Annotated in this window: 17 protein-coding genes; 1 reads left to right on the top strand and 16 read right to left on the bottom strand. The window is 40.7% G+C overall.

Annotated features, from left to right (window positions below; translation table 11 throughout):
* Positions 1-257: 257 nt before the first annotated feature.
* The 16 genes from AMD27_RS04015 to AMD27_RS03940 form a co-directional block, all read right to left on the bottom strand.
* The gene (locus AMD27_RS04015) at positions 258-2,663 is read right to left on the bottom strand and encodes a glucose/quinate/shikimate family membrane-bound PQQ-dependent dehydrogenase (RefSeq protein WP_067656682.1); all 2,406 of its coding nucleotides are present in this window, start codon (positions 2,661-2,663) and stop codon (positions 258-260) included.
* Between the two features lie 170 nt (positions 2,664-2,833).
* Entirely contained in the window at positions 2,834-4,075 is a 1,242-nt protein-coding gene (locus tag AMD27_RS04010) for a carbohydrate porin (RefSeq protein WP_067656679.1), read from the bottom strand.
* A gap of 761 nt (positions 4,076-4,836) precedes the next feature.
* Complete coding sequence (locus AMD27_RS04005; protein ID WP_067662753.1) at positions 4,837-6,030, bottom strand: hypothetical protein; 1,194 nt, start codon at positions 6,028-6,030, stop codon at positions 4,837-4,839.
* 150 nt (positions 6,031-6,180) lie between these two features.
* Positions 6,181-7,821, bottom strand: a complete 1,641-nt coding sequence (locus AMD27_RS04000) for a thiamine pyrophosphate-binding protein (protein ID WP_067656676.1) — start codon at positions 7,819-7,821, stop codon at positions 6,181-6,183.
* A gap of 41 nt (positions 7,822-7,862) precedes the next feature.
* Positions 7,863-9,329 carry an aldehyde dehydrogenase gene (locus AMD27_RS03995; protein WP_067656673.1) on the bottom strand — a complete coding sequence of 489 codons (1,467 nt, stop codon included), beginning with the start codon at positions 9,327-9,329 and terminating at the stop codon, positions 7,863-7,865.
* A gap of 19 nt (positions 9,330-9,348) precedes the next feature.
* Positions 9,349-10,140, bottom strand: coding sequence for an aspartate dehydrogenase (locus AMD27_RS03990; RefSeq protein ID WP_067656671.1), 792 nt, complete (start codon positions 10,138-10,140; stop codon positions 9,349-9,351).
* Positions 10,141-10,150: 10 nt separating this feature from the next.
* A complete protein-coding gene (locus tag AMD27_RS03985) occupies positions 10,151-10,945 on the bottom strand; it encodes an SDR family oxidoreductase (protein ID WP_067656669.1) in 795 nt (264 codons plus the stop codon).
* A gap of 21 nt (positions 10,946-10,966) precedes the next feature.
* Positions 10,967-11,782, bottom strand: a complete 816-nt coding sequence (locus AMD27_RS03980; RefSeq protein WP_067656666.1) for an alpha/beta fold hydrolase — start codon at positions 11,780-11,782, stop codon at positions 10,967-10,969.
* Positions 11,783-11,800: 18 nt separating this feature from the next.
* Positions 11,801-12,322: a cupin domain-containing protein gene (locus AMD27_RS03975; RefSeq protein ID WP_067656663.1), complete on the bottom strand. Its 522-nt coding sequence runs from the start codon at positions 12,320-12,322 to the stop codon at positions 11,801-11,803.
* A gap of 111 nt (positions 12,323-12,433) precedes the next feature.
* Positions 12,434-13,657, bottom strand: coding sequence for an MFS transporter (locus tag AMD27_RS03970; protein ID WP_067656660.1), 1,224 nt, complete (start codon positions 13,655-13,657; stop codon positions 12,434-12,436).
* 44 nt (positions 13,658-13,701) lie between these two features.
* Entirely contained in the window at positions 13,702-14,910 is a 1,209-nt protein-coding gene (locus AMD27_RS03965) for an NAD(P)/FAD-dependent oxidoreductase (protein WP_067656657.1), read from the bottom strand.
* A 28-nt stretch (positions 14,911-14,938) separates the two neighbouring features.
* Entirely contained in the window at positions 14,939-15,868 is a 930-nt protein-coding gene (locus AMD27_RS03960; RefSeq protein WP_067656654.1) for a VOC family protein, read from the bottom strand.
* Positions 15,869-15,878: 10 nt separating this feature from the next.
* On the bottom strand, positions 15,879-16,643 hold the full coding sequence (locus AMD27_RS03955; RefSeq protein WP_067656650.1) for an SDR family oxidoreductase: 765 nt from the start codon (positions 16,641-16,643) through the stop codon (positions 15,879-15,881).
* Complete coding sequence (locus AMD27_RS03950; protein ID WP_067656647.1) at positions 16,636-17,703, bottom strand: aromatic ring-hydroxylating oxygenase subunit alpha; 1,068 nt, start codon at positions 17,701-17,703, stop codon at positions 16,636-16,638. Before AMD27_RS03950 ends, AMD27_RS03955 begins: the two co-directional genes overlap by 8 nt.
* Before the next feature lie 18 nt (positions 17,704-17,721).
* Positions 17,722-18,021, bottom strand: a complete 300-nt coding sequence (locus AMD27_RS03945) for a recombinase-like helix-turn-helix domain-containing protein (RefSeq protein WP_067656644.1) — start codon at positions 18,019-18,021, stop codon at positions 17,722-17,724.
* 26 nt (positions 18,022-18,047) lie between these two features.
* Entirely contained in the window at positions 18,048-18,353 is a 306-nt protein-coding gene (locus AMD27_RS03940; RefSeq protein WP_067656641.1) for a non-heme iron oxygenase ferredoxin subunit, read from the bottom strand.
* Positions 18,354-18,615: 262 nt separating this feature from the next.
* On the opposite strand from AMD27_RS03940, the gene AMD27_RS03935 reads away from it, so the two are divergent.
* Positions 18,616-19,431 (top strand): IclR family transcriptional regulator, encoded by an 816-nt coding sequence (locus AMD27_RS03935; protein WP_067656639.1) that lies wholly within the window; start codon positions 18,616-18,618, stop codon positions 19,429-19,431.
* The last annotated feature ends 88 nt before the right edge of the window (positions 19,432-19,519 follow it).

Genomic DNA, 19,519 nt, shown 5'->3' with positions numbered 1-19,519 from the left:
CAATTCATCACAATCATTGGAGCTTCAAAATTCTGTGTTTCATATATAACCATAAATTTTGCGCTTGATCTCACTGGATCTAAACAGCACTGAAAATGAGTCATATATGAATCATGATATTTTAATGGACTTTGAACAAATTGAGATTTTAGCAACACATCAACATCATTTTTTACGCCCTTAAAAATGAACGTGCTTTAAAGCAAAGATGATAAAAAAGCCTGACGAATCAGGCTTTTTTAAACTGAGTTAACAACTCAATTATTTTGATCAGGTAATGCATAAGCAACTAAAGCGTCACCCATTTTAGTACCAAACGATCCATGACCACCGGCCATAATCACTAGGTATTGTTTACCATTGGCTTCATATGTCATTGGCGTCGCTTGACCACCCGCAGGAAGACGACCTTTCCAAAGTTCATCACCATTTGTTACATTGATTGCACGGATATAGTTATCTTGCGTACCACCAACAAACATCACGTTACCCGCAGTTGAGATAGAACCACCCAACATTGGCACACCCATTTTAAATGGTGGTAATGGAACACCTGGCATACTGTCGCGAATCGTACCAATACGACGTTTCCATACAGTTTCATGCGTGTTCAAATCAACGCCCGCAATGAAGCCCCAACTTGGTTGTTTACATGGCAGACCCAATGGAGATAGGAATGGACCCATTTCAACACCGTAAGGCACGCCATACATCGGTTGAACACCTGCTTCAGTTCCTGCACCTTTAGCCGTTTGTTCACGGTTCGGGTCTTGTGGAATTAAGCGAGATACAAATGGCAAGCCAATTGGGTTCATCACAGCAATTTGACGGTCTGGGTTTACAGACATACCGCCCCATTCAAACACACCAAGGTTACCTGGGAACACCAAAGTACCATTTTCAGAAGGTGGGGTATAAATACCTTCATAGTTCAATTTGTGGAAAGATACACGACACATCAACTGATCAAACATAGTGGCACCCCACATTTGTTTGTCTGTCAATTTGTCTTTTGGCGCCAAATTAAAATCAGAGAATGGTTGAGTTTTAGAATAGAACTCGCCCTTGGTCTGTGGACCACGTTTCACAGATTGTGGAACAGGTTTCTCTGTAATCGGCACAATGGCTTTACCGTTACGGCGATCAAGAACGAAAGCATTGCCCGTTTTGGTCAATACATAGATTGCTGGAACAGTCTTGCCGTCTTTGTCTTTGATGTCAGCCAATGTCGGTTGAGATGGTACATCCATATCCCACAAATCGTGATGGGTTGTCTGGAAATCCCAAACCAACTTACCTGTGGTTGCATTAATCGCAAGCATAGCGTTTGCATAACGTTCATCAAGCTCAGTACGGTGACCACCATAGATATCTGGCGTACCCACACCCGTTGGTACATACACGATGTCCAATTCAGCATCATATGCCAATGGCGCCCATGCATTCGGTGAGTTTTTAACAAATTTTTGACCTGGAGCAGGGATCGCATTTGGATCTTCAGCACCTGTATCAAATACCCATAAAAGTTCGCCAGTATTTACGTCATAACCACGGATTACACCTGATGGCTCTTCAGTAGAATAGTTATCAGTGGTTGAACCCGCAATAATAATCGTGGTGCCTGTGACTACAGGAGGTGAAGTTGGAATATAACCCCCTGGGTAAGGGAATGGCATATCTTTTTGAAGATCAACTTCGCCATTTTTACCAAAGTCCGAACATGCTTTACCTGTTTGTGCATTGACTGCAACCAAACGACCATCATTCACAGGTAAAATGACTTTTTGAGGACATTCAACAGATGCTGATTTTTTCGCAGCAAGGCTAACTTTGAAACCTTCTGTATTGTTTACATCAAAATAAGAAACACCACGGCACGTTAAATGCTGAAAAGTAATATCTGCTTTTAACTTAGGATCAAAGGTCCATTTTGCTTTACCCGTAGTCGGGTCCAGCGCAACCAATTTTTGGTGGGTTGTACAGATGTACATGTTGTTGCCCACTTTAATTGGTGTAACTTGGTTGGTGGTTTCGCCTGAGTCAAGATCAGTTTTAAAATCACCAGTATTGTAGGTCCAAGCAACCTGTAGATCTTTCACATTCGATTCATTAATTTGAGTTAATGGTGAATAGCGAAGACCAGATTGTGTACGGCCATAGGCAGGCCAGTCTGAATCTGCAATACCTGGAATTGGTTTGGCTGTTTCAGGCTGCTGGGTTTTTAACTCTCCACGAATTTCTTGAGGATCATTAAAGACAGCATAAATCATCACTAAAATAGTAATGGCGAGTGAACCTATTAAAGCCATTTTGCCTGTTTTCGCATTTTCAAAACCACGCGTTGCCGCAGGAATTAACAATGCTAAACCGAATAGACCTAAAATATCTAAACGAGGTGCCAGTGCAAAGAAGTCAGAGCCAACTTCCCACAAGCCCCATACAACAGTACCTAGAACAAGTACAGCATACACAGTCAGTGCTGCGCCTTTTAGCTTTTGAAGCAGAACTGCTGTTACGATGAAGAATATACCTGCGATGATGTAGTACCAAGACCCACCAAGAACCGCAAGATAAATCCCTCCAACCAACAAGACTAAACCGATAATGGCAGCAACAACTGCCAAAATCGTCTTAAGTAATGAACCTGAAGGTGACGTATTCATATGAACACCTATATAAAATTCTTAAATTAAACACACATATTGAATCAATATGAGCACCTATATTTCACATTTTTTAGATCTTAAATACCTGATCATGGACTGTTAAAACGCGATATCAATGCGTATTTCTTTAACATTCATGCCCAGAACAAGTATTTATGATCTACAAATTAGAATGCTGTTTGGAATTTAATACCGCCAACCCAAACATTTTCACCGTTTTTACGTGCACCAACATGACGAACATATTGAACATTTGGACGGATGGTTAACCAGTTTGTTGCATGTAACCCGTAGTAAATTTCGGCATTGATTTCTTTGCTTTGATTACGATCAAAACGATCATTCATATTTATACGTGCAACACCAACAGCGATCTCATCTTTAGGACGAGCATCCATTGCACCTTTATAAACAAGGCCAATATTTTGCATATCCGTTTTTTCATTGGTTTTAGAATCATGAACAGTCGCATTCATAAAACCTGTTAAACCACGAGAAATATCACCTTCGTGTGCCGTCAATTGTTGCTTCGCAACAACCCAACCGCCTTGGTGATGATCTGTTTCATTTGGATCAGAAATTACAATAGCATCAGCTGTGCTGTAATAATAACCGGCATGGTATTCACCTGGGAGTTTTTGTTCACCAACTTTAGGTGTCCAGACTACTTCAACAGGAATCATTGCGCCTTTTGAACCGTCGGTGCTCAGGTTAAAACCTTTACCCCGTGCCAAGTTTTCAGGATTAATTTCATATGCACCCACTTGAGCATAAACTTCAGGTGTGATGTTATATTTCACACGTGCAGCCCATTGTGATACTGGCCAGTTGTACCATTCATCACCGACCCAATTCCCCACTTGTGAACCACAAAGTGCAAGGTTTTGGAAGTCACAGTCAAAGCTGTTGAAGTCTTCACCTTCACCAAAACGCCCCACTTTGACATCTAATTTTTGGTCTAAGAATTTTTTCTTAATCCAAAAATCAGTCAAACGCCACGTTTGACCACGACCCCAAACTTCTTGAGTCGAACTTAAATGACCATTTAAGGCATCGGAAGTGTTGGAAAGACTACGACCATTACGCTGGGTCACGGTGATTTGTGCTTCCGTATCTTCCCAACCCGCAATTTTTTCTAGGTCTAAGTGTGCGCCAACAGCAAACTGATCTGCATACTCAGTGCCATGGCTAGAAGAATGTTTGGCATCCAACAGGGTTGCCATTTCACCGCCATAGCCGAAGCTAAATTCATAACCTTGCTGCTGCAATGCAGTACGTTGACCATTCCAATCACCCAGCATCCAAGGACTTTCAGGATCAAATGCGTTGTTAGCGTGTGACGTGGTACTACACAATAGCAAAGCCGCCAAAGATGTATAAACACCCTTAGTTAAAGGAGAGAAAAACATTAAATGTCAAACCTAAATCACGCTCTTGAGATGTTAATGTTACACCCGTTTGATTGTAATTGCATAAAACACAAATCAAATACATAAAAAAATGAATGTTCAAAGCATCCAAAAAAATCTTTTTAATGCCTTAAAGTTAATGTAAAATTTTGTTATATAAGAAAATAAAATAAAATTCAGTTCTTTTATAAATATCAAAAAATGACAAAAAAATCTTTTTTATTTTTTCGCTTTAACCGAAAAAATATGCCCCCTATATCTGAGTCATCTAGTATTCTAAAATTTAAGCTAAACATTTAGTATATTCTTAGCTTTTTTGATCTTTATTTAAAAAAATACCCTCACTTTGTAATGGTAAATTTCTGATCTATGACTCCAAAGCAATCTTACACTTTGCATTACTTCTTGCTTCTTTTTTTCTTTCATTTTTTTTAAATATGATCTCTGCTCACATTTTCATGCTGCTGACATTGCAGTTAACCTCCTCCAATCTATGTGAGTAAATAGCGAAAGACTTTAAGGACAATCTAAATAACGCACAGATGAATATATGACAAAGATCACTCAATAATTAAATCACCACTGTAGAAATGACTCGGCACAAGAAGCCCGAGTCAGGTCTTTTTTCAAAAGCATGCTGTTGCACTTCAATTCACAATTTAAGAGATTAAAAGCCCAAAGAACATTAACCCTATTTCGCACAAATCCGACGTATTACATCAAGTTTATATCCAAGAAGCATCAACGCCTTTCGATCAACATTAGAAACTAAAACCAAGATTTAAATTAACTCTATACAACCATTGGTCTGAATACTTTGCCCCCTGCCCCGTGCTGAGACCTGTGCCATTTTGCGCACCCCCTAGAAAATTGGCATTTTTAGCCCAAGTATAGTCTGCCCAAACCATGAAAGGTTTTGCAATAAACATGGCTCCTGTTGTATTCATTTGTGAATCTGACCAATCATTTCTAGCTTTATCTAAGTAGCTATAGTCATTATAAAATCGAATTGCTTTTAGCTTCCCCATATCTTTTACTGGCAAGGTATACGCTAAATTCACACTCGAAACAGTACCTTCAGACGCGATAAAATAAGAAGGTGTTAATCCATTTGCACCCATTAACGTCACATCATCATTTATACCTGCTGGATTTTTGGCATCATATTCATATTGAATAACGGACGACTGTAAATTCCAACGTTCGTAGTTACTGTTGGTATGAAAACCTACCGCATAATATTTTCCATCATCGTCTGTGAGTTTATTATGTAATTGAGATACAGAGCCAGACGCCCCTATCTCATGCTTACCCCATGCTTTGGTTTCAAATTTATGTGCGACACGCGCATTAAATTGGTTATGTTTTTCATTTTGATATGCTGATTGGAAAGGCAAATGGTTTTCAGACAAATCATCATAGGTCGCAGATTCTGGTGAGTAACGTAACCCTGCATCGAGCATTCTCGGGTAATAACCTAATTTGATATCCCAATCTTGATGGTCGAAGTTCCAGTTCAGTCCCGGTGCAATATTATTTCCATAGCCCAAGAAAAAAGGAAGATGGTACGTCCAACCATTTTGAGGATAAGGATAAAGAGCAAAAGGTTTATAAACTAACCCGAGATCCAAACTTTGATGATCATCAATCTTATACCCTACATAAGCTTTTTCAACCGAAGTTATCTCTTGGTCTTGTATAATGGGACTGGCATTTAAGTAAAAGTCACCATATTTGGCTTTTAAATCTAAACGAAAAATATCAAAATCAAGCTTACCTAAGCCACGGTTTTTACTTTCATCCCACTGTTCATAACGATGATTAAAGCGTAAGACACCACCGACTTTAAATGAATTTGCGCCATCTTCACTTTTCCACTCTAAAGGATCTTCTTTTGCATACACTGACGTTATGCTTACTGCTATCAGCAGCATAGTTGCTATTGATTTCTTCATCATTTTGACATCCTTGATCTTTACATTGTTTTATACCCAAAACAATGTTTATTTTTATTTTAATTAAAAAAAATTATGCATTTATTTAAAAGATCAATTCTAAAATTTCTAGTATCAATCTTTTAAATCCCTTTTAAATGCTGATTGACCTTAATACAATTTTTTCTGCGGTGGTCCTGCAAATTTGAGTGGTCCAATCGAATTCATATCGAGTTCAATGACCGCTGGACCATTCAAGTTAATAGCATCTTGAATAGCTATTTTGAATTCTTCAGCACTGCCGACCTTCCAACTCTTCACGCCCATCGATTCGCCAAGCGCTTTATAGTCAGGGGTATGCAGCTCATTGAAATATTGACGTCCACCAAAGTAGTTATTTTGGATACCACGCATCACCCCATAGCCTCCATCATTCATGACCATGAGTACCATGTCGGTATTTTCTTGTGCCATGGTTGCAATTTCACCAATCCCCAGCATTAATCCACCATCGCCTACCAGTCCCACCACTTTCTTCGTCGGATTTGCAATTGAAGCGCCAATTGCGTGTGCCAGACCTAAACCAATTGCACCTGCAAGTGAGTGAATGTTTTTATTGGGTGTTTGAACTGGAAATAAACGACTGCCCCAAGTACTGCCCGACATGGTGATGTCACGTACAAAAATACCGTCTTCAGGCAAGGCTGAGCGTAAATAATCACAAATCAGTGCGTATTGATCCATTTGGGTACGCAGTGCTTCGATTGCATTGTCACGCGCCGCTTTTATGTCAGCATCGTAAGCGACATCTACTTTACTTGTGCCATTTAACGCTTTAACGACACGTGCTAAAAGATCTTTTGCTTCCGCACAAATAAATTGACCGACTTTATAGTTACGTTGCTGTGCAACGGGATTAGCATCAACCTGAATGATATGGTCAGGGAAAACAACCGAATAAGTCTTGGTTTCATTACTGCGTAAACGCGAGCCAACCACAACCAATAAATCTGCATCTTTTAACAGTTGCTCAACTGCCACAGAGTTATGAAATGCGCCTAATGTGCGTGGGTGATGATCTGCCAACACACCACGCGCATGGGTAGATGACACCACTGGAATACCTAAATCTGCAATCGCTTTAACTTCTTCCACTGAATTTAAAGTACCACCACCAATCCAAAAAATTGGTCGCTTTGCTTTCTTAATTTCTTCAGCAATTAGATTTATTTCTACATCTTCTGCCACAGGAATCTGTAATGCTTTTACAGGTCCTAAATTTGCAGGTAGATCAATTTCTGCGGCTTGCACATCAATCGGAATTTCAACACTCACGGGACCCATCGGAACTGTAGTTGCGACACGAATCGCTTCACGAATGACACCCACTGCATTTTCTGGGCTGGTAATACGAAATGCTGCTTTGCTTGACGCTTTTAAAAAGGTCAGTTGATCTTTGGTTTCATGAATAAAACTTGCATCACGATCTAAATATTCACGTTCAACTTGCCCTGTTAAGTGAAGCACAGGACTGCCTGCATTCATCGCTTCAATTAAAGAACCCACAGCATTACCAGCCCCTGCACCTGTACTTGTCAATGCAACCCCTAGTCCAGTAAAGCGTGAATCTGCATCTGCCATGGTCACACAACCCGCTTCGCCACGTGCTGCAACAAAACGGATTTTTTCACGGCGTCCAACTGCATCAGCAATGGGAAGATTATGAATTGAGATCACGCCATAGATGCTGTCTACTTTGTGCGCTTCTAAAACACGTGCGATTGCTTCGCCTACATTTACTTTTTCAGTCATTTCATCATTCCTTAATTTTTAAAATTTCTCATAAACTTTTATTAATCAGACCAAGGATTCGCTTGCTCGTTTAACCCGAGATAAATACTTTTTTGTTGCATATAAGACAAAATCCCCAAGCGACCTTTTTCACGACCAATACCACTGTCTTTAAAACCACCAAATGGCGCACTGATTGAGAATTTCTTATAGGTATTGATCCATACCGTTCCCACTTCTAAAGTACGTGCAATTTTCCATGCTTTACGATAGTTTTCCGTCCAGATACCCGCCGCCAACCCAAAACAGCTATCATTGGCTTGCTCAATCAAATCTGCTTCATTTTCATAAGACATCACCACCAAAACTGGGCCAAAAATTTCTTCTTGGCAGGTTTGTGCGCTGTTGCTTAAACCTGTGATAATCGTTGGTTTATAGAAACTCCCTTTGGCAAATTCACCCTCTGTAATCGCTTCACCGCCAGTGACCACCGTTCCACCTTCAGATTTGGCAAGTTCGACATAAGCATGTACCGATTCCAAATGCTTTTGATTGATGAGTGAACCCATATGGACATTTGGCGTTTCAGGATGACCTACACGTAGGCCTTCCGTAATTTCAACCAGACGCTTTAGGAATGCTTCATAAATAGATGCGTGAATAAATAAACGTGAACCTGCAATACAGGCTTGACCTGCCGAGCTAAAGATTCCGTAAGCAATGCCTTTGGCAGCAATTTCAATATCTGCATCAGCAAAAACAATGGTTGGCGATTTTCCACCAAGTTCTAACGATGTCGTTATTAACTTTTCTGCCGCAATATGTGCAAGATGGCGACCTGTGGTCGTGCCCCCTGTAAATGAAATTTTGCGAACCAAAGGGTGTTGAGCAATGGCGTCTCCAATGACAGAGCCACGACCGATAAGTACACTCAAAATACCTTTCGGAAGACCTGCTTCTTCAAAGATTTTTGCAAGCTCAAGCGCAATTAAAGAGGTGGCTTCCGCAGGTTTTAGAACAACAGCATTCCCCGCTGCAATTGCAGGTGCTAACTTTTGGACTTCACTGGCAATGGGTGAATTCCAAGGGGTGATTGCAGCAATCACACCCACAGGCTCGTACACACTCATGGTGACAAAATCGGATGCACGTTGCGTGGTTAATTCTTCGTTAAATGTCTCGCAAGCTGCCGCATTAAATCGTGCTGTCGCTGCTGCACTCATGACCAATGCACGTGTTTCAGATAAAGGTTTCCCGTTATCACGTGTTTGCAGTTTAGCCAATTCATCGGCGCGAGCCTCAATGATATCTGCAACTTTATATAAAATTTTTGCACGCTCATGTGGCAGTGAATTACGCCACTCAGGCTTACGCCAAGCTTGATCTGCTTTTACAATCGCTTCTTCTACATCTTCCAATGATGCTGTTGAAATTTCTGCATTGACTGTATTGTCTGCTGGGAATAGGCTTTGAATGACATTCCCACGACCCAAACGCCACTCACCCGCAATATAAATTTGTTTTACCATGGCACTCACCTATTCCTTGTTAAATCTGAATTGCATCTACACTATTTCGACATGCACGAATCACGCTGAGCGCAGCCAAGGTGGACGTTTTGGGATTACTTTCTAATGGCACACCAATCATCTCAATACTCATTTGTCCGAAACGACCTGAGGCAACAATGGTGTGTTTGTTTTGTCGACTATGAGGATCAACCGTAAGCTCAACTTGTGTTTCATCCATCCCAATACCTGCTAAGGCAATGGTTGCTGCCACATTGGCATTGGCTGGAAAATTCAGTGCTGCTTCACGTGCCGTACCTTTATAGAAAACAGTTGATTCAGTCACTTTGTCTAAATCTATGAGTTTTTCTGCATAGCTACCACGCCAACTGTTTGGGCTTTTACAGCCCTTATAAGTTACTTTTTCTAAACCGCCTTCTTTAGCAGCTGCAATCCCATCTATTCCAGCAATTGCACCTGCCAATAAGTGAAGATGAGCACCCGATTGTTCTGCTGTTTTTTGTAGTCGTTCAAAGAATTCTGTATCTGCAAATGTACCGACTGAGATCAGTCCAATGTTCCAACCATTTGCCAGTACTTTTTCTGCATGCTCTTTCACCGCAGCCTGACCCGCCACCTCAATCACATAATCTGGTGTGCCGTTACAGTCCTCTATATTCGAAATCACCTGCACATCTGCTGAAACAATCTTTTGGACACTTGCAATACTACGCTCAGGAACAACCACCCATTTCAGCTCAAGGTCTTTCGGTAAATGGACACGTACTTCATTTGCCATAGCACCAAAACCAATCATCATTAACTGTTTCATTGCGCTCACCCTATAAATGCTTGTTGAAACCGCCAGATACATCAATCGCAGAACCCGTGGTATAAGATGCCATGGGCGAAGCCAAGAACACCAAAGCACGTGCTGGCTCCTCGGGTTTACCTAAACGCGCTATGGGAATGCCACGTTTTTTAGCAATATTGCCAATCCACTCCTCCCACGTTTGATTAACATTGGCGCGTGTTTCAAAACGGCGTTTCCACTGTGCAGATTCGACCATACCGAGCAAAATCGAATTCACTCGAATGTTGTACTGTGAAAATTCATGCGCCAATGAATGGGTCAAATTTAAAAGAGCTGCACGTGCAGAAGACGTCGCAATCATGTGCGGTTCAGGTTGCAATGCCAGTAATGAATTCACATTGGTAATTGATGCACAATTTGACTGCTTCAATGCAGGTAAAAACTTACGGATCGGATGTAATACGCTGAAATATTTCAGCTCGACTTCTTTGAGCCAGTCGTCATCTTCTGTATTTTCAAAATTAGAAACACGACCTTGACCTGCGTTATTAATTAAAATATCGACACCGCCAAATTCGCTTTGCACTTGATCTGCAAATTTCTGTACATCTTCTTTATCTAAAACGTTGCAAATGACTGTTAATACCTTGGCATGTGGGTAGCGCGATAAAATGTGCGCTTTGGATTCTTTTAAACGCTGTTCATCACGACCGCACCAAGCAACATGAGCACCTTGTGCCACTAAAAGATCTACCGTTGCTAGTCCAATGCCAGACGAGCCACCGGTAACCACTGCTTTTTTTCCTTCTAATTGGAAGCTCATTTCCCTATCTCACATCAGTGCTTAATTAAGCGACAATAAAATTTGATTGAATTGCGCGGCTTGATCCAAATAACTTAAATGACCTGCATCTGCAATTTCGTAGCATTGCTTTAACTGAAACTGATCTGCCAATGCTTGGATATCTTGTGCAGGGGTAATGCCATCTGACATGCCCATGACCACATGAGTATTTTTTTGCTGTTCTTGCAAATAACTTTGAATGCAATCGTAAGCCAGTAAGTAAGATGCCTGTGTAAATCCAGTGAGGCTAATCTCTTGCATGACCGCTTCGATTAACTGCAAAGCATCCGCAGTTACATGGGCAACCAAATGTGGTCCTCTTGATTGCGCCATTCCTGTTGCACCCAGTGCTTTAAGCATCTTTGGTCTTTTTTCAAAAACCTCTTGCTGTTTCTGTGCTTCAAAGCCTTTATATCCTTGAGCGACATTGGCAAGTACCAATGCATTGACATATTCGGGGTATAAAGCATTAAACGCAGCCGCTTGTAATGCCCCTAATGAATGCCCGACCAAAATAATATCTGTTAAATTCAAAGCATCTAATAGATCTTTCAAACGCGTCGCATACTCTGTCGCTTTTGGCTCTGCTGTATCTAATGCATCGGAAGCACCATATCCGGGTACATCCCAAGCAAGAATATGAAAGTGCTGACCTAAATCTTGCAACTGCTTTATCCAAGAACCCGATCCAGAGCTAATGCCATGAAGTAGAACCAATGGTTTTCCCTGACCTGTTTCTCTATAAGACTGCTGTACGCCATTTAATTGAATGGTTTTTAATTCATACGCTGCCAGTTGCTCGATATAAGTCATCACTTCGTATCCTGTGTAAAATTAGCGCTTAATTTGAGACAGTGGATGCTCAGGTGGATAATTCGGAATGGTGGGTTTCCCTGTACCTAACATCACACACATCAAGGCATCATCTTGTCCAGGATTAAATAAGCCGCGATAAATTCCTGGAGGGATTGAAATCAAATCACGCTCATTTAAACGTGTTGTAAATTTCTGACCTTCATGTTCGATGAATAAATCAATCTCGCCACGAAGCATGAAAAAGACTTCTTCTACATCGTGATGAATATGTAGTGGACCTTCGCATTGCGGTGGAAGTACCATCGTTGAGAAAGTGAAGTTTTCAGCAGGGACTGTGTTGCCATCATTCGCAACGCCTGTCGCACCCGTACCCATATAACGCATTTGCGCACGGCGGTATTTAGGATCGTAATCTGCCTGAAACTTCAAAGCATCAAAATCATATTTACGCGTTTCAAAGCGAGCAATACGTCCATCCATCCATTCTTCTAAAGTTTTGTCTTCTGGTTGCATCCAAGATTCAAATTGCTGAGTTGACATGAAACTCACTCCTTCAAGGTTTGGACAGAATCTTGATGACTCAATAATTGATTCAGTCCGTTTATTAAATTTCGTTTTCCTCTCACCACTGTGATGAGAACAATTTTGGTTTTAGTAGCGTTTCAACAGTGGAATCAGGAAAAATGATCCGATCACTGCAAAAGCTGCAAGGAACGTAATCCCTAAGTTGAAACTTCCTGTTTGCATCACAATTGCACCAATCATCACTGGCGCTGCTGCACTTGCAAAGTTACCAAGTCCATTGAAAATACCACCTGCTGTAGCACCCACATCTGCTGTTGTGATTCGAGCGAGGAGCGCAAAAACAGCTGCCACACCGAAGCCCCAAGCCATAGCACTGAGCGACATTGCAAGAATCACCATGGCTGGGTTTGTCGCAATGACCATGAGATACATGAACACACCAGCAACGAATAACCCACCGCTGACTTGAATGGCACGTTTACCGAGTTTGTCAGAAAGTACCGCACCAATAATTTCGCCAAACAGCATGGCAATGAAAGGGAAACTTGAATAAATACCGAACTCTTTTAAGTTGAAACCTTTGTCTTGAATAAGATAAGAAGGTACCCAGCTATTGAGGCCCCATAAGTAAGTCATCAAGGCAATATTAAAAATACACAGCAACCAAAATGCAGAATTGGTTAATAGTGATTTGGTATTTGAAAGATGTACTTTGAAATTAACGCGTTTGCCTGTACCTTCAATATCTACGGTACGTTTCAACTGTAAATGACGTAAACCGAATACAATCAAAGCCAGTACGAGAAAGGTGATACTTCCCATTACGAAGAAGGTGCTGTGCCAATCATAATGTGCCAACACGAATGCGGTAATGGGAAATCCCAAAAATGCACCTATGGGTGTACCCAACAAAAACATCGTTGATGCGCGCGCTTGCTGACGGTCTGTATACGTTTGTTTTACAATGGTATAAGCGAGAGCAAAAAGTGGTCCTTCTGCTAAACCCAATAATATTCGCAGGGTAATCATAGTCGAATAATCATTTGCGAAGCCCATAGCAAACATGAGTACGCCCCATGAAGCGACACTCCAAAACAACATCTTTTTAGGGCAAAAGATATCCCCTAAAAAACTTAAGAACATCGATGAAAAACCATATGCCAGTAAGAAACTGGTCATGAGCCATCCAAGTTTTGCCTTATCCTGACCAATACCCATTGCGTTTTGGAAGGTTGAATCGGAAAACAAGACCGCGATACTAATCTTGTCAAAAAATGCGAGTATCACGCAGATCATTAAAATGACTGCCGGTATCCAATGCTTTATACCTGTTTTTGTTTCACTATCCATGGTTCGTTCCTTCGAATATGTTCTTATTGAGCCCTTTATCTCGGCTACTTCAATTTCATTAAATTAAAATCTGTATCTTGTAGTTGCTGGGGATCAAGTGTTTTGTCGCTGGCTATCCATCTCTTGGCGAGCTTTACAATTTTTGAATCATTTACCGCTATCATATTAATCAGTTGATTTTTACTGTTGAGATAGAAAAAACATTGCTGAGTTGAATTTGTATTGCGCACCACAACCTGCGCAGTTTGTTCAGGTTGATAGGTCCCCAAAATTTGAATATTGCATTGATATTGATCTGACCATAACCAAGGAATATCTTGGTAAGACGTCATTTCACCTAACATCGATTTTGCTGCTGATATCGCTTGATTTTGCGCATTGGCCCAAGACTGAATGCAGTAACCTAAACTTGGGTGAATGGCGACATCCCCTGCTGCATAAATATCTGGGTCAGAAGATTGACCATATTCATTCACAACAATCCCATCTTTCACGTCTAGCGCTGCGGCAGTTGCGAGTTCTTTGGCAATTTCAGCCCCTGCACCGACCACTACACAATCAAACTGTTTAAGTTTGATATTTGCATCAAACACTTCCACTTTTTGATCTACAGTTTCAATCAAATGCAATGTCGTTGCATTCAAATGAATAGCCGTACCTGCATCTTCATGCAATTGCTTTAAAAACGCAGAGACTTCAGGACTTACACTTCTGGCACACAGACGTGAGCCGTATTCAAAAACTTCAACATTCTTGCCTTGCTTACGCGCGGTAGCTGCAATTTCAAGACCAATCCAGCCACCTCCAATCACAGCAATGTGTTCTGAAGATTTTAATTTTTCTGCCAATTTTTGGCAGTCTTTAATATCGCGCATGGTGTAAACATTGTGCATGCTCGACCAAGCAGAAACAGGAATACGTGCTCGGCTGCCCGTGGCAATCAACAGCTTGTCATAAGCCAAAACCTTGCCACTTTCTAAAAGTACAGTTTTATCTGCCTTGTCCAGTTTTACTGCATGATCTGGCTTATGCCAAACGATAGAGAAATCCTTTAATTGCTCGGTAGAAAATAAATTTAAACTTTCTTCAGATGCTTCTTGAGATAACACTTGTTTTGATAATGGCGGACGTTCATAAAAAACATGCTCTTCGTTCGATACAACATGAATTTCACCGTCATACCCTTGATGTCTTAAGGTATGAACTGCCCAACCCGCAGCTTGCCCTGCACCTACAATCACAATTTTATTCATGTTGTCGACTTCCTTATCTTTGAATGAATTATGCAGGTTTCACTTGACGACGTGTTTCATGGTCTAGCCCCCCCTCAATCGCCCATTCAGTAAATAATTCCAAGCGATGTTCTTCCTCACGTGGTTGCCAATCTTCAGTCAAATAGTCATCATTGGTGTAATACTCAAATGCGCCCCCTAATGGAGAATGTACATACCAAAAATATGCAGATGAAATAGGATGACGACCAGGACCAATAAAGGTTGACCACGATTGGCGATTCATACTTAAACCACCACCAATCACTTCGTGAATATCACGAACAACAAAGGCCACATGGTTTAAACCCGCAGGTTTATTGGGAATAGAAAGTAAGAATAAATCATGATGGAAACCTTCACCGCGGCAGCGCAAAAAAGCCCCACGATCGGTATACGCATCTGACAAATAAAAGCCTAATTTTTCAATATAGAAAGCTTGAGTCGTGGCTAAATTTGGCGTAAAAAACACCACATGACCAATATCTACAGGTTCTGCTTTTTCATAAACAGGACTTGCCGCATTTACACGCTGTACATTGCCAAATTGATTAATTCCTTCGGTTTTAGCTTGCGGCATATCTTTGGTGATTGTTTTTTCGAAAACAATGGTCATACCGTTCGGATCAAGACATTGCACTTTATTTGAAGAACTGATAAATCCAGGTTCGTTTGCTAGGTTTAGATTGAGACGTTCAAAATCTTGCTCATTTTCCACACCCCATGTCACTTCACGAAGCGTTGAACCTGTCTCAATAGCCTCTGGTAAACGTTCGTCTGTAAGATCAAATAAATAAATCTTGCAGCCATTTTGAGTTTGATAAAGATCTGTAGCATCAATGTCTGAAGCGGTCGCAGTCAAACCAAAATCTGTTAAAAAAGTCTTTGCTTCTTCACGATTTTCAACACCGAACTTTAAAACTTCTATTCCTGTAATCATGTGTTGCTCCTTAATTAAAAACAAAGCCGCCATTCACAAGAATATTTTGTCCCGTCACAAAAGAAGACATATCTGAAAGCAGATAAATCGCTGTGCCGTTTAAATCCTGTGGATGTTGTTGACGCTGTATTGCTCTTCCATTGACATACAAATCATGACGCGCTTGGGGTACATATTCTGTTGCTTCTACTAGCGTTAAACCGGGGCTGAGGGTGTTGACACAAATATTGTCTTCGCCGAGTTCACGTGCCATGGAGCGCGTCATGGAAATAATTGCACCTTTACTGGCAACATAGGCCATTAATTTTTGTGCACCCCACATGGCCGTGTCGGACGCAATATTGACGATTTTTCCTGCACCTGATTTCTTTAAATGCGGGACACATGCTTGTGTGACTAACCATGTGCCTTTTACATTTACAGTCATCACGCGATCCCAAAGATCTTCGTCATATTCCATCATGGATACACCACCAACGCCTGTTGCTAGTGCTGCACAATTGATTAAGCCATCTAAACCTGAAAGTCGCTCAACAGCTGTTTCAACTGCCGTTTGAATGGATTCTTTTTGACTCAAATCGATCGTGATAGCTGAAACGTTTAGGCCTTTTTCAGCAAGCGTCAGCGCTTCTTTTTGAACAAGCTCAGCTAAGATATCGGCCATAACCACGGCTGCGCCTGCTTCTGCTACTGCTTGTGCAAAGTCACGCCCTAAACCTCTCGCCGCACCTGTGACCAAAATGCGCTTACCTGCTAAAATGGGTAAACTAGCCATGAGACACTTCCTTCATTTCAATACGGTTCTCATTTTGAGCAGTACGAAGTGCCGTGATTTTTTTGATTTGCTTCTCAGCTTCCTTTTTCATTAGGCGGCGTAAGCGAGATAAACCCACATCGTGCTGATAAAGGAATTCGTGTTTACGTGCATTTGGTGCGAGATTTTCAAGAATAATTCGATCTTGCTCTAACACGTCCCAATGCAATTGCTCTAAATGATTGCGATACAAGAAACGCCAAACATTACGTTGCCACCCCGAAACCTTGCGGCATCGCCAGAAGAACACGCGTGTATTTTTTTCATCAATGGGCGTTGCAAAACCAACAATCCAAAATACACCACCGGGACCAAAAGACTTACGATAAGGAATAGAAAGACGTAACCAAGCTGTACCTGTTTGACCGTATTCAACCCAGTCAAAATTCACACCTGTTTGACCTTCTTTTTCAAAAACAAAGCCATCTTTGGTCGGACGATGCTTCATTTCAGCTGTTCTTTCACCATCCGCCATAGAATGCGATGTGCAATGCAAATATGTGCCATGCATTGGATCCATTACATTATCAATCGCATATTGATGGTTGACTTTCCAATCCGCCATGCAAAGAAATGAACTCCACTCGTCACTGGCAAGCTGCTCAGGAAGCACTAATTCAGTAGGTGCTTCTGATGCATCAATACCAAACCAGATAAAAATTGCATCATGTAATTCTTGTACTGGATAGGTTTTAACACAATCACTGCCTTTTAATGGACAATCATGTACGGCGGGTACATCTTCAACGACGCCATCATGACGAACTTCCACCCCGTGATACCAACATGCAAGACGATCACCCAAATTCCAACCCAAAGACAGTCGTGCACCACGGTGTGGACAACGATCTTCCAAAGCGTGAATTTGACCTTTGTCATCACGCCATACCACAATATTTTCGCCTAAGCGCGTAATACCCACTGGGTTTGACCCAACTTCCCAACTTGCTAATACTGGATGCCATTGATCACGAAGACCAAGCTCAAGATATTGCTCAACATTTATTTCTGCTGTTGTCATGATGATGTCCTTATCCCGTTAGTAACCTAAGCGCTGCATCTCAGTTGAAAAATTCTCAACAGTCCATAGCTCACCAGATTCCTCTCTAAAACCCTGTTGATTTAAAGTCTCAACCAAATCATTTATTTCAGTCACATCATTGCTAAATGCTTGAAGCAAATGCTGAACAAAATCTTGCTCATACGAACTCGGTTCTTTGTAACGGTTTTGCCATACCAGATGCTCAACCTGACCTGGGATTTGAATATTATTAATACCCGCATCGCTTGAAGGGGTTGAGTAAATCCATCTTGCTAGCTTTTCGTTATATTGTTTCATTTGATAACTTCCCTATTCATCCATTTTCAAAGTTGAATTTGAATTTCTCCGTTTTCAACGCGTGCAGGATATGTGCATAAATCTCTGCAACCTGGACCACTTTCCAAACGTCCAGTGGGTATATCGAAAATTGCCTCATGCAATGGACATTCAACAGTTGAATCCTCAATAAATCCTTCTGTCAATAAAGCAAATGCATGAGGGCAAACATTTTCAATTGCAAAATATTTTTCTTCTATAACAAAGACACCAATTTTTTTGTCATTGATCTCAATCGCCTTTGGTTCTTCTTCTGCCACTTCATCTACTTTACAAACTGATATCCAATTCACGAGAGAACCTCCATGTTTCACTAGTAAAACTTTATTTGATATTTAAAACACAAAACAAGATTAAACTTTAACTCAAATCTTTGTCAAATATTATTTAATTAAATAAATCATTTACTTATTAAAATTAAACATATTGTAACGTTTTATATAGGGAATATTGTTTTATATGTAAACTCCATCTAAGTGATTTATAATGCTAAAATATCGTGTGAAAACACCCAAATTTGGGTCAAATTTAAAAATCGTGAAGGTCAATTTATAGATGAGCTCTACTCAAACAGACGTTGTATTTGAACAAGACACCCATAAAAATGAAGATCGATACTTAGTCCCGGGCTTGGTGCGAGGTTTATCAATTCTTGCATTATTTGATGAGCATAATCAGGAAATGACAATTTCTGAAATTGCAGAAAAATTAGATGTTAATCGTTCAAGTGCTTTTCGCTTAATCTATACGTTAGAGTTTTGTGGTTATTTAAGGAAAATGTCACAAAAGACCTATGCTCTGAACAGTAACGTTATGGAGTTAGGATTTAATAGTCTTTCTAAATCATCTATGACAGAATTAGCCTTGCCCCTGATGCGTGAACTTCGCGATAAAATCAAAATTGCGGTGCATCTTTCTATTTTAGAAAATACTGATATTGTTTTCATCAGCAATATGCAGTCAACAGGTGCGTTTACAAGTAACATTCATGTAGGAACACGCTGGCATGCGCATGCAACCGTTATTGGTCAGTTATTATTAGCAGATTTGCCAGAATCAGAAGTGATCAAACGTTATCAAAATTTTACAGATTGGAAAGTTTATTCTGAGATCACACCGCGTAACATCGAAGCGCTTTTAGCGCGTTTGAAAATGGTAAAAGAACAGCCCTGCATGGTCAGTTGGGGACATTTTAATAATGATATGGCTGCGTGTGCATCGCCCATACATAATCAATCTACTCAAGAGATGACAGCAGTACTTTCTGTTAGCTGCCCGTTGAGTACGTATAGCGAAGAAAAATTCAAACAAGAAGTTTCTAGTTTTGTGATCGATTATGCCAATAAAATATCTAAATTTATTTATAGATGATTAAGAAATTTAACTCTTCCATCAATCAAAAATCATTTTTCTAAGGCTTTTTTGCACAAACCTACCATCAAAGGCTTATTCAACAATA

Source organism: Acinetobacter sp. TGL-Y2, from assembly GCF_001612555.1.
Classification (GTDB): domain Bacteria; phylum Pseudomonadota; class Gammaproteobacteria; order Pseudomonadales; family Moraxellaceae; genus Acinetobacter.
Note: the sequence above shows the minus strand (reverse complement) of the source record. Positions and strands in the feature narration are given on the sequence as shown.

What these genes read in the sequence shown, in the direction of transcription:
- AMD27_RS04015 (WP_067656682.1), bottom strand. Translation starts at nt 2,663, where the DNA reads ATGAATACGTCACCTTCAGGTTCATTACTTAAGACGATTTTGGCAGTT.
- AMD27_RS04010 (WP_067656679.1), bottom strand. Translation starts at nt 4,075, where the DNA reads ATGTTTTTCTCTCCTTTAACTAAGGGTGTTTATACATCTTTGGCGGCT.
- AMD27_RS04005 (WP_067662753.1), bottom strand. Translation starts at nt 6,030, where the DNA reads ATGAAGAAATCAATAGCAACTATGCTGCTGATAGCAGTAAGCATAACG.
- AMD27_RS04000 (WP_067656676.1), bottom strand. Translation starts at nt 7,821, where the DNA reads ATGACTGAAAAAGTAAATGTAGGCGAAGCAATCGCACGTGTTTTAGAA.
- AMD27_RS03995 (WP_067656673.1), bottom strand. Translation starts at nt 9,329, where the DNA reads ATGGTAAAACAAATTTATATTGCGGGTGAGTGGCGTTTGGGTCGTGGG.
- AMD27_RS03990 (WP_067656671.1), bottom strand. Translation starts at nt 10,140, where the DNA reads ATGAAACAGTTAATGATGATTGGTTTTGGTGCTATGGCAAATGAAGTA.
- AMD27_RS03985 (WP_067656669.1), bottom strand. Translation starts at nt 10,945, where the DNA reads ATGAGCTTCCAATTAGAAGGAAAAAAAGCAGTGGTTACCGGTGGCTCG.
- AMD27_RS03975 (WP_067656663.1), bottom strand. Translation starts at nt 12,322, where the DNA reads ATGTCAACTCAGCAATTTGAATCTTGGATGCAACCAGAAGACAAAACT.
- AMD27_RS03970 (WP_067656660.1), bottom strand. Translation starts at nt 13,657, where the DNA reads ATGGATAGTGAAACAAAAACAGGTATAAAGCATTGGATACCGGCAGTC.
- AMD27_RS03965 (WP_067656657.1), bottom strand. Translation starts at nt 14,910, where the DNA reads ATGAATAAAATTGTGATTGTAGGTGCAGGGCAAGCTGCGGGTTGGGCA.
- AMD27_RS03960 (WP_067656654.1), bottom strand. Translation starts at nt 15,868, where the DNA reads ATGATTACAGGAATAGAAGTTTTAAAGTTCGGTGTTGAAAATCGTGAA.
- AMD27_RS03955 (WP_067656650.1), bottom strand. Translation starts at nt 16,643, where the DNA reads ATGGCTAGTTTACCCATTTTAGCAGGTAAGCGCATTTTGGTCACAGGT.
- AMD27_RS03950 (WP_067656647.1), bottom strand. Translation starts at nt 17,703, where the DNA reads ATGACAACAGCAGAAATAAATGTTGAGCAATATCTTGAGCTTGGTCTT.
- AMD27_RS03945 (WP_067656644.1), bottom strand. Translation starts at nt 18,021, where the DNA reads ATGAAACAATATAACGAAAAGCTAGCAAGATGGATTTACTCAACCCCT.
- AMD27_RS03935 (WP_067656639.1), top strand. Translation starts at nt 18,616, where the DNA reads ATGAGCTCTACTCAAACAGACGTTGTATTTGAACAAGACACCCATAAA.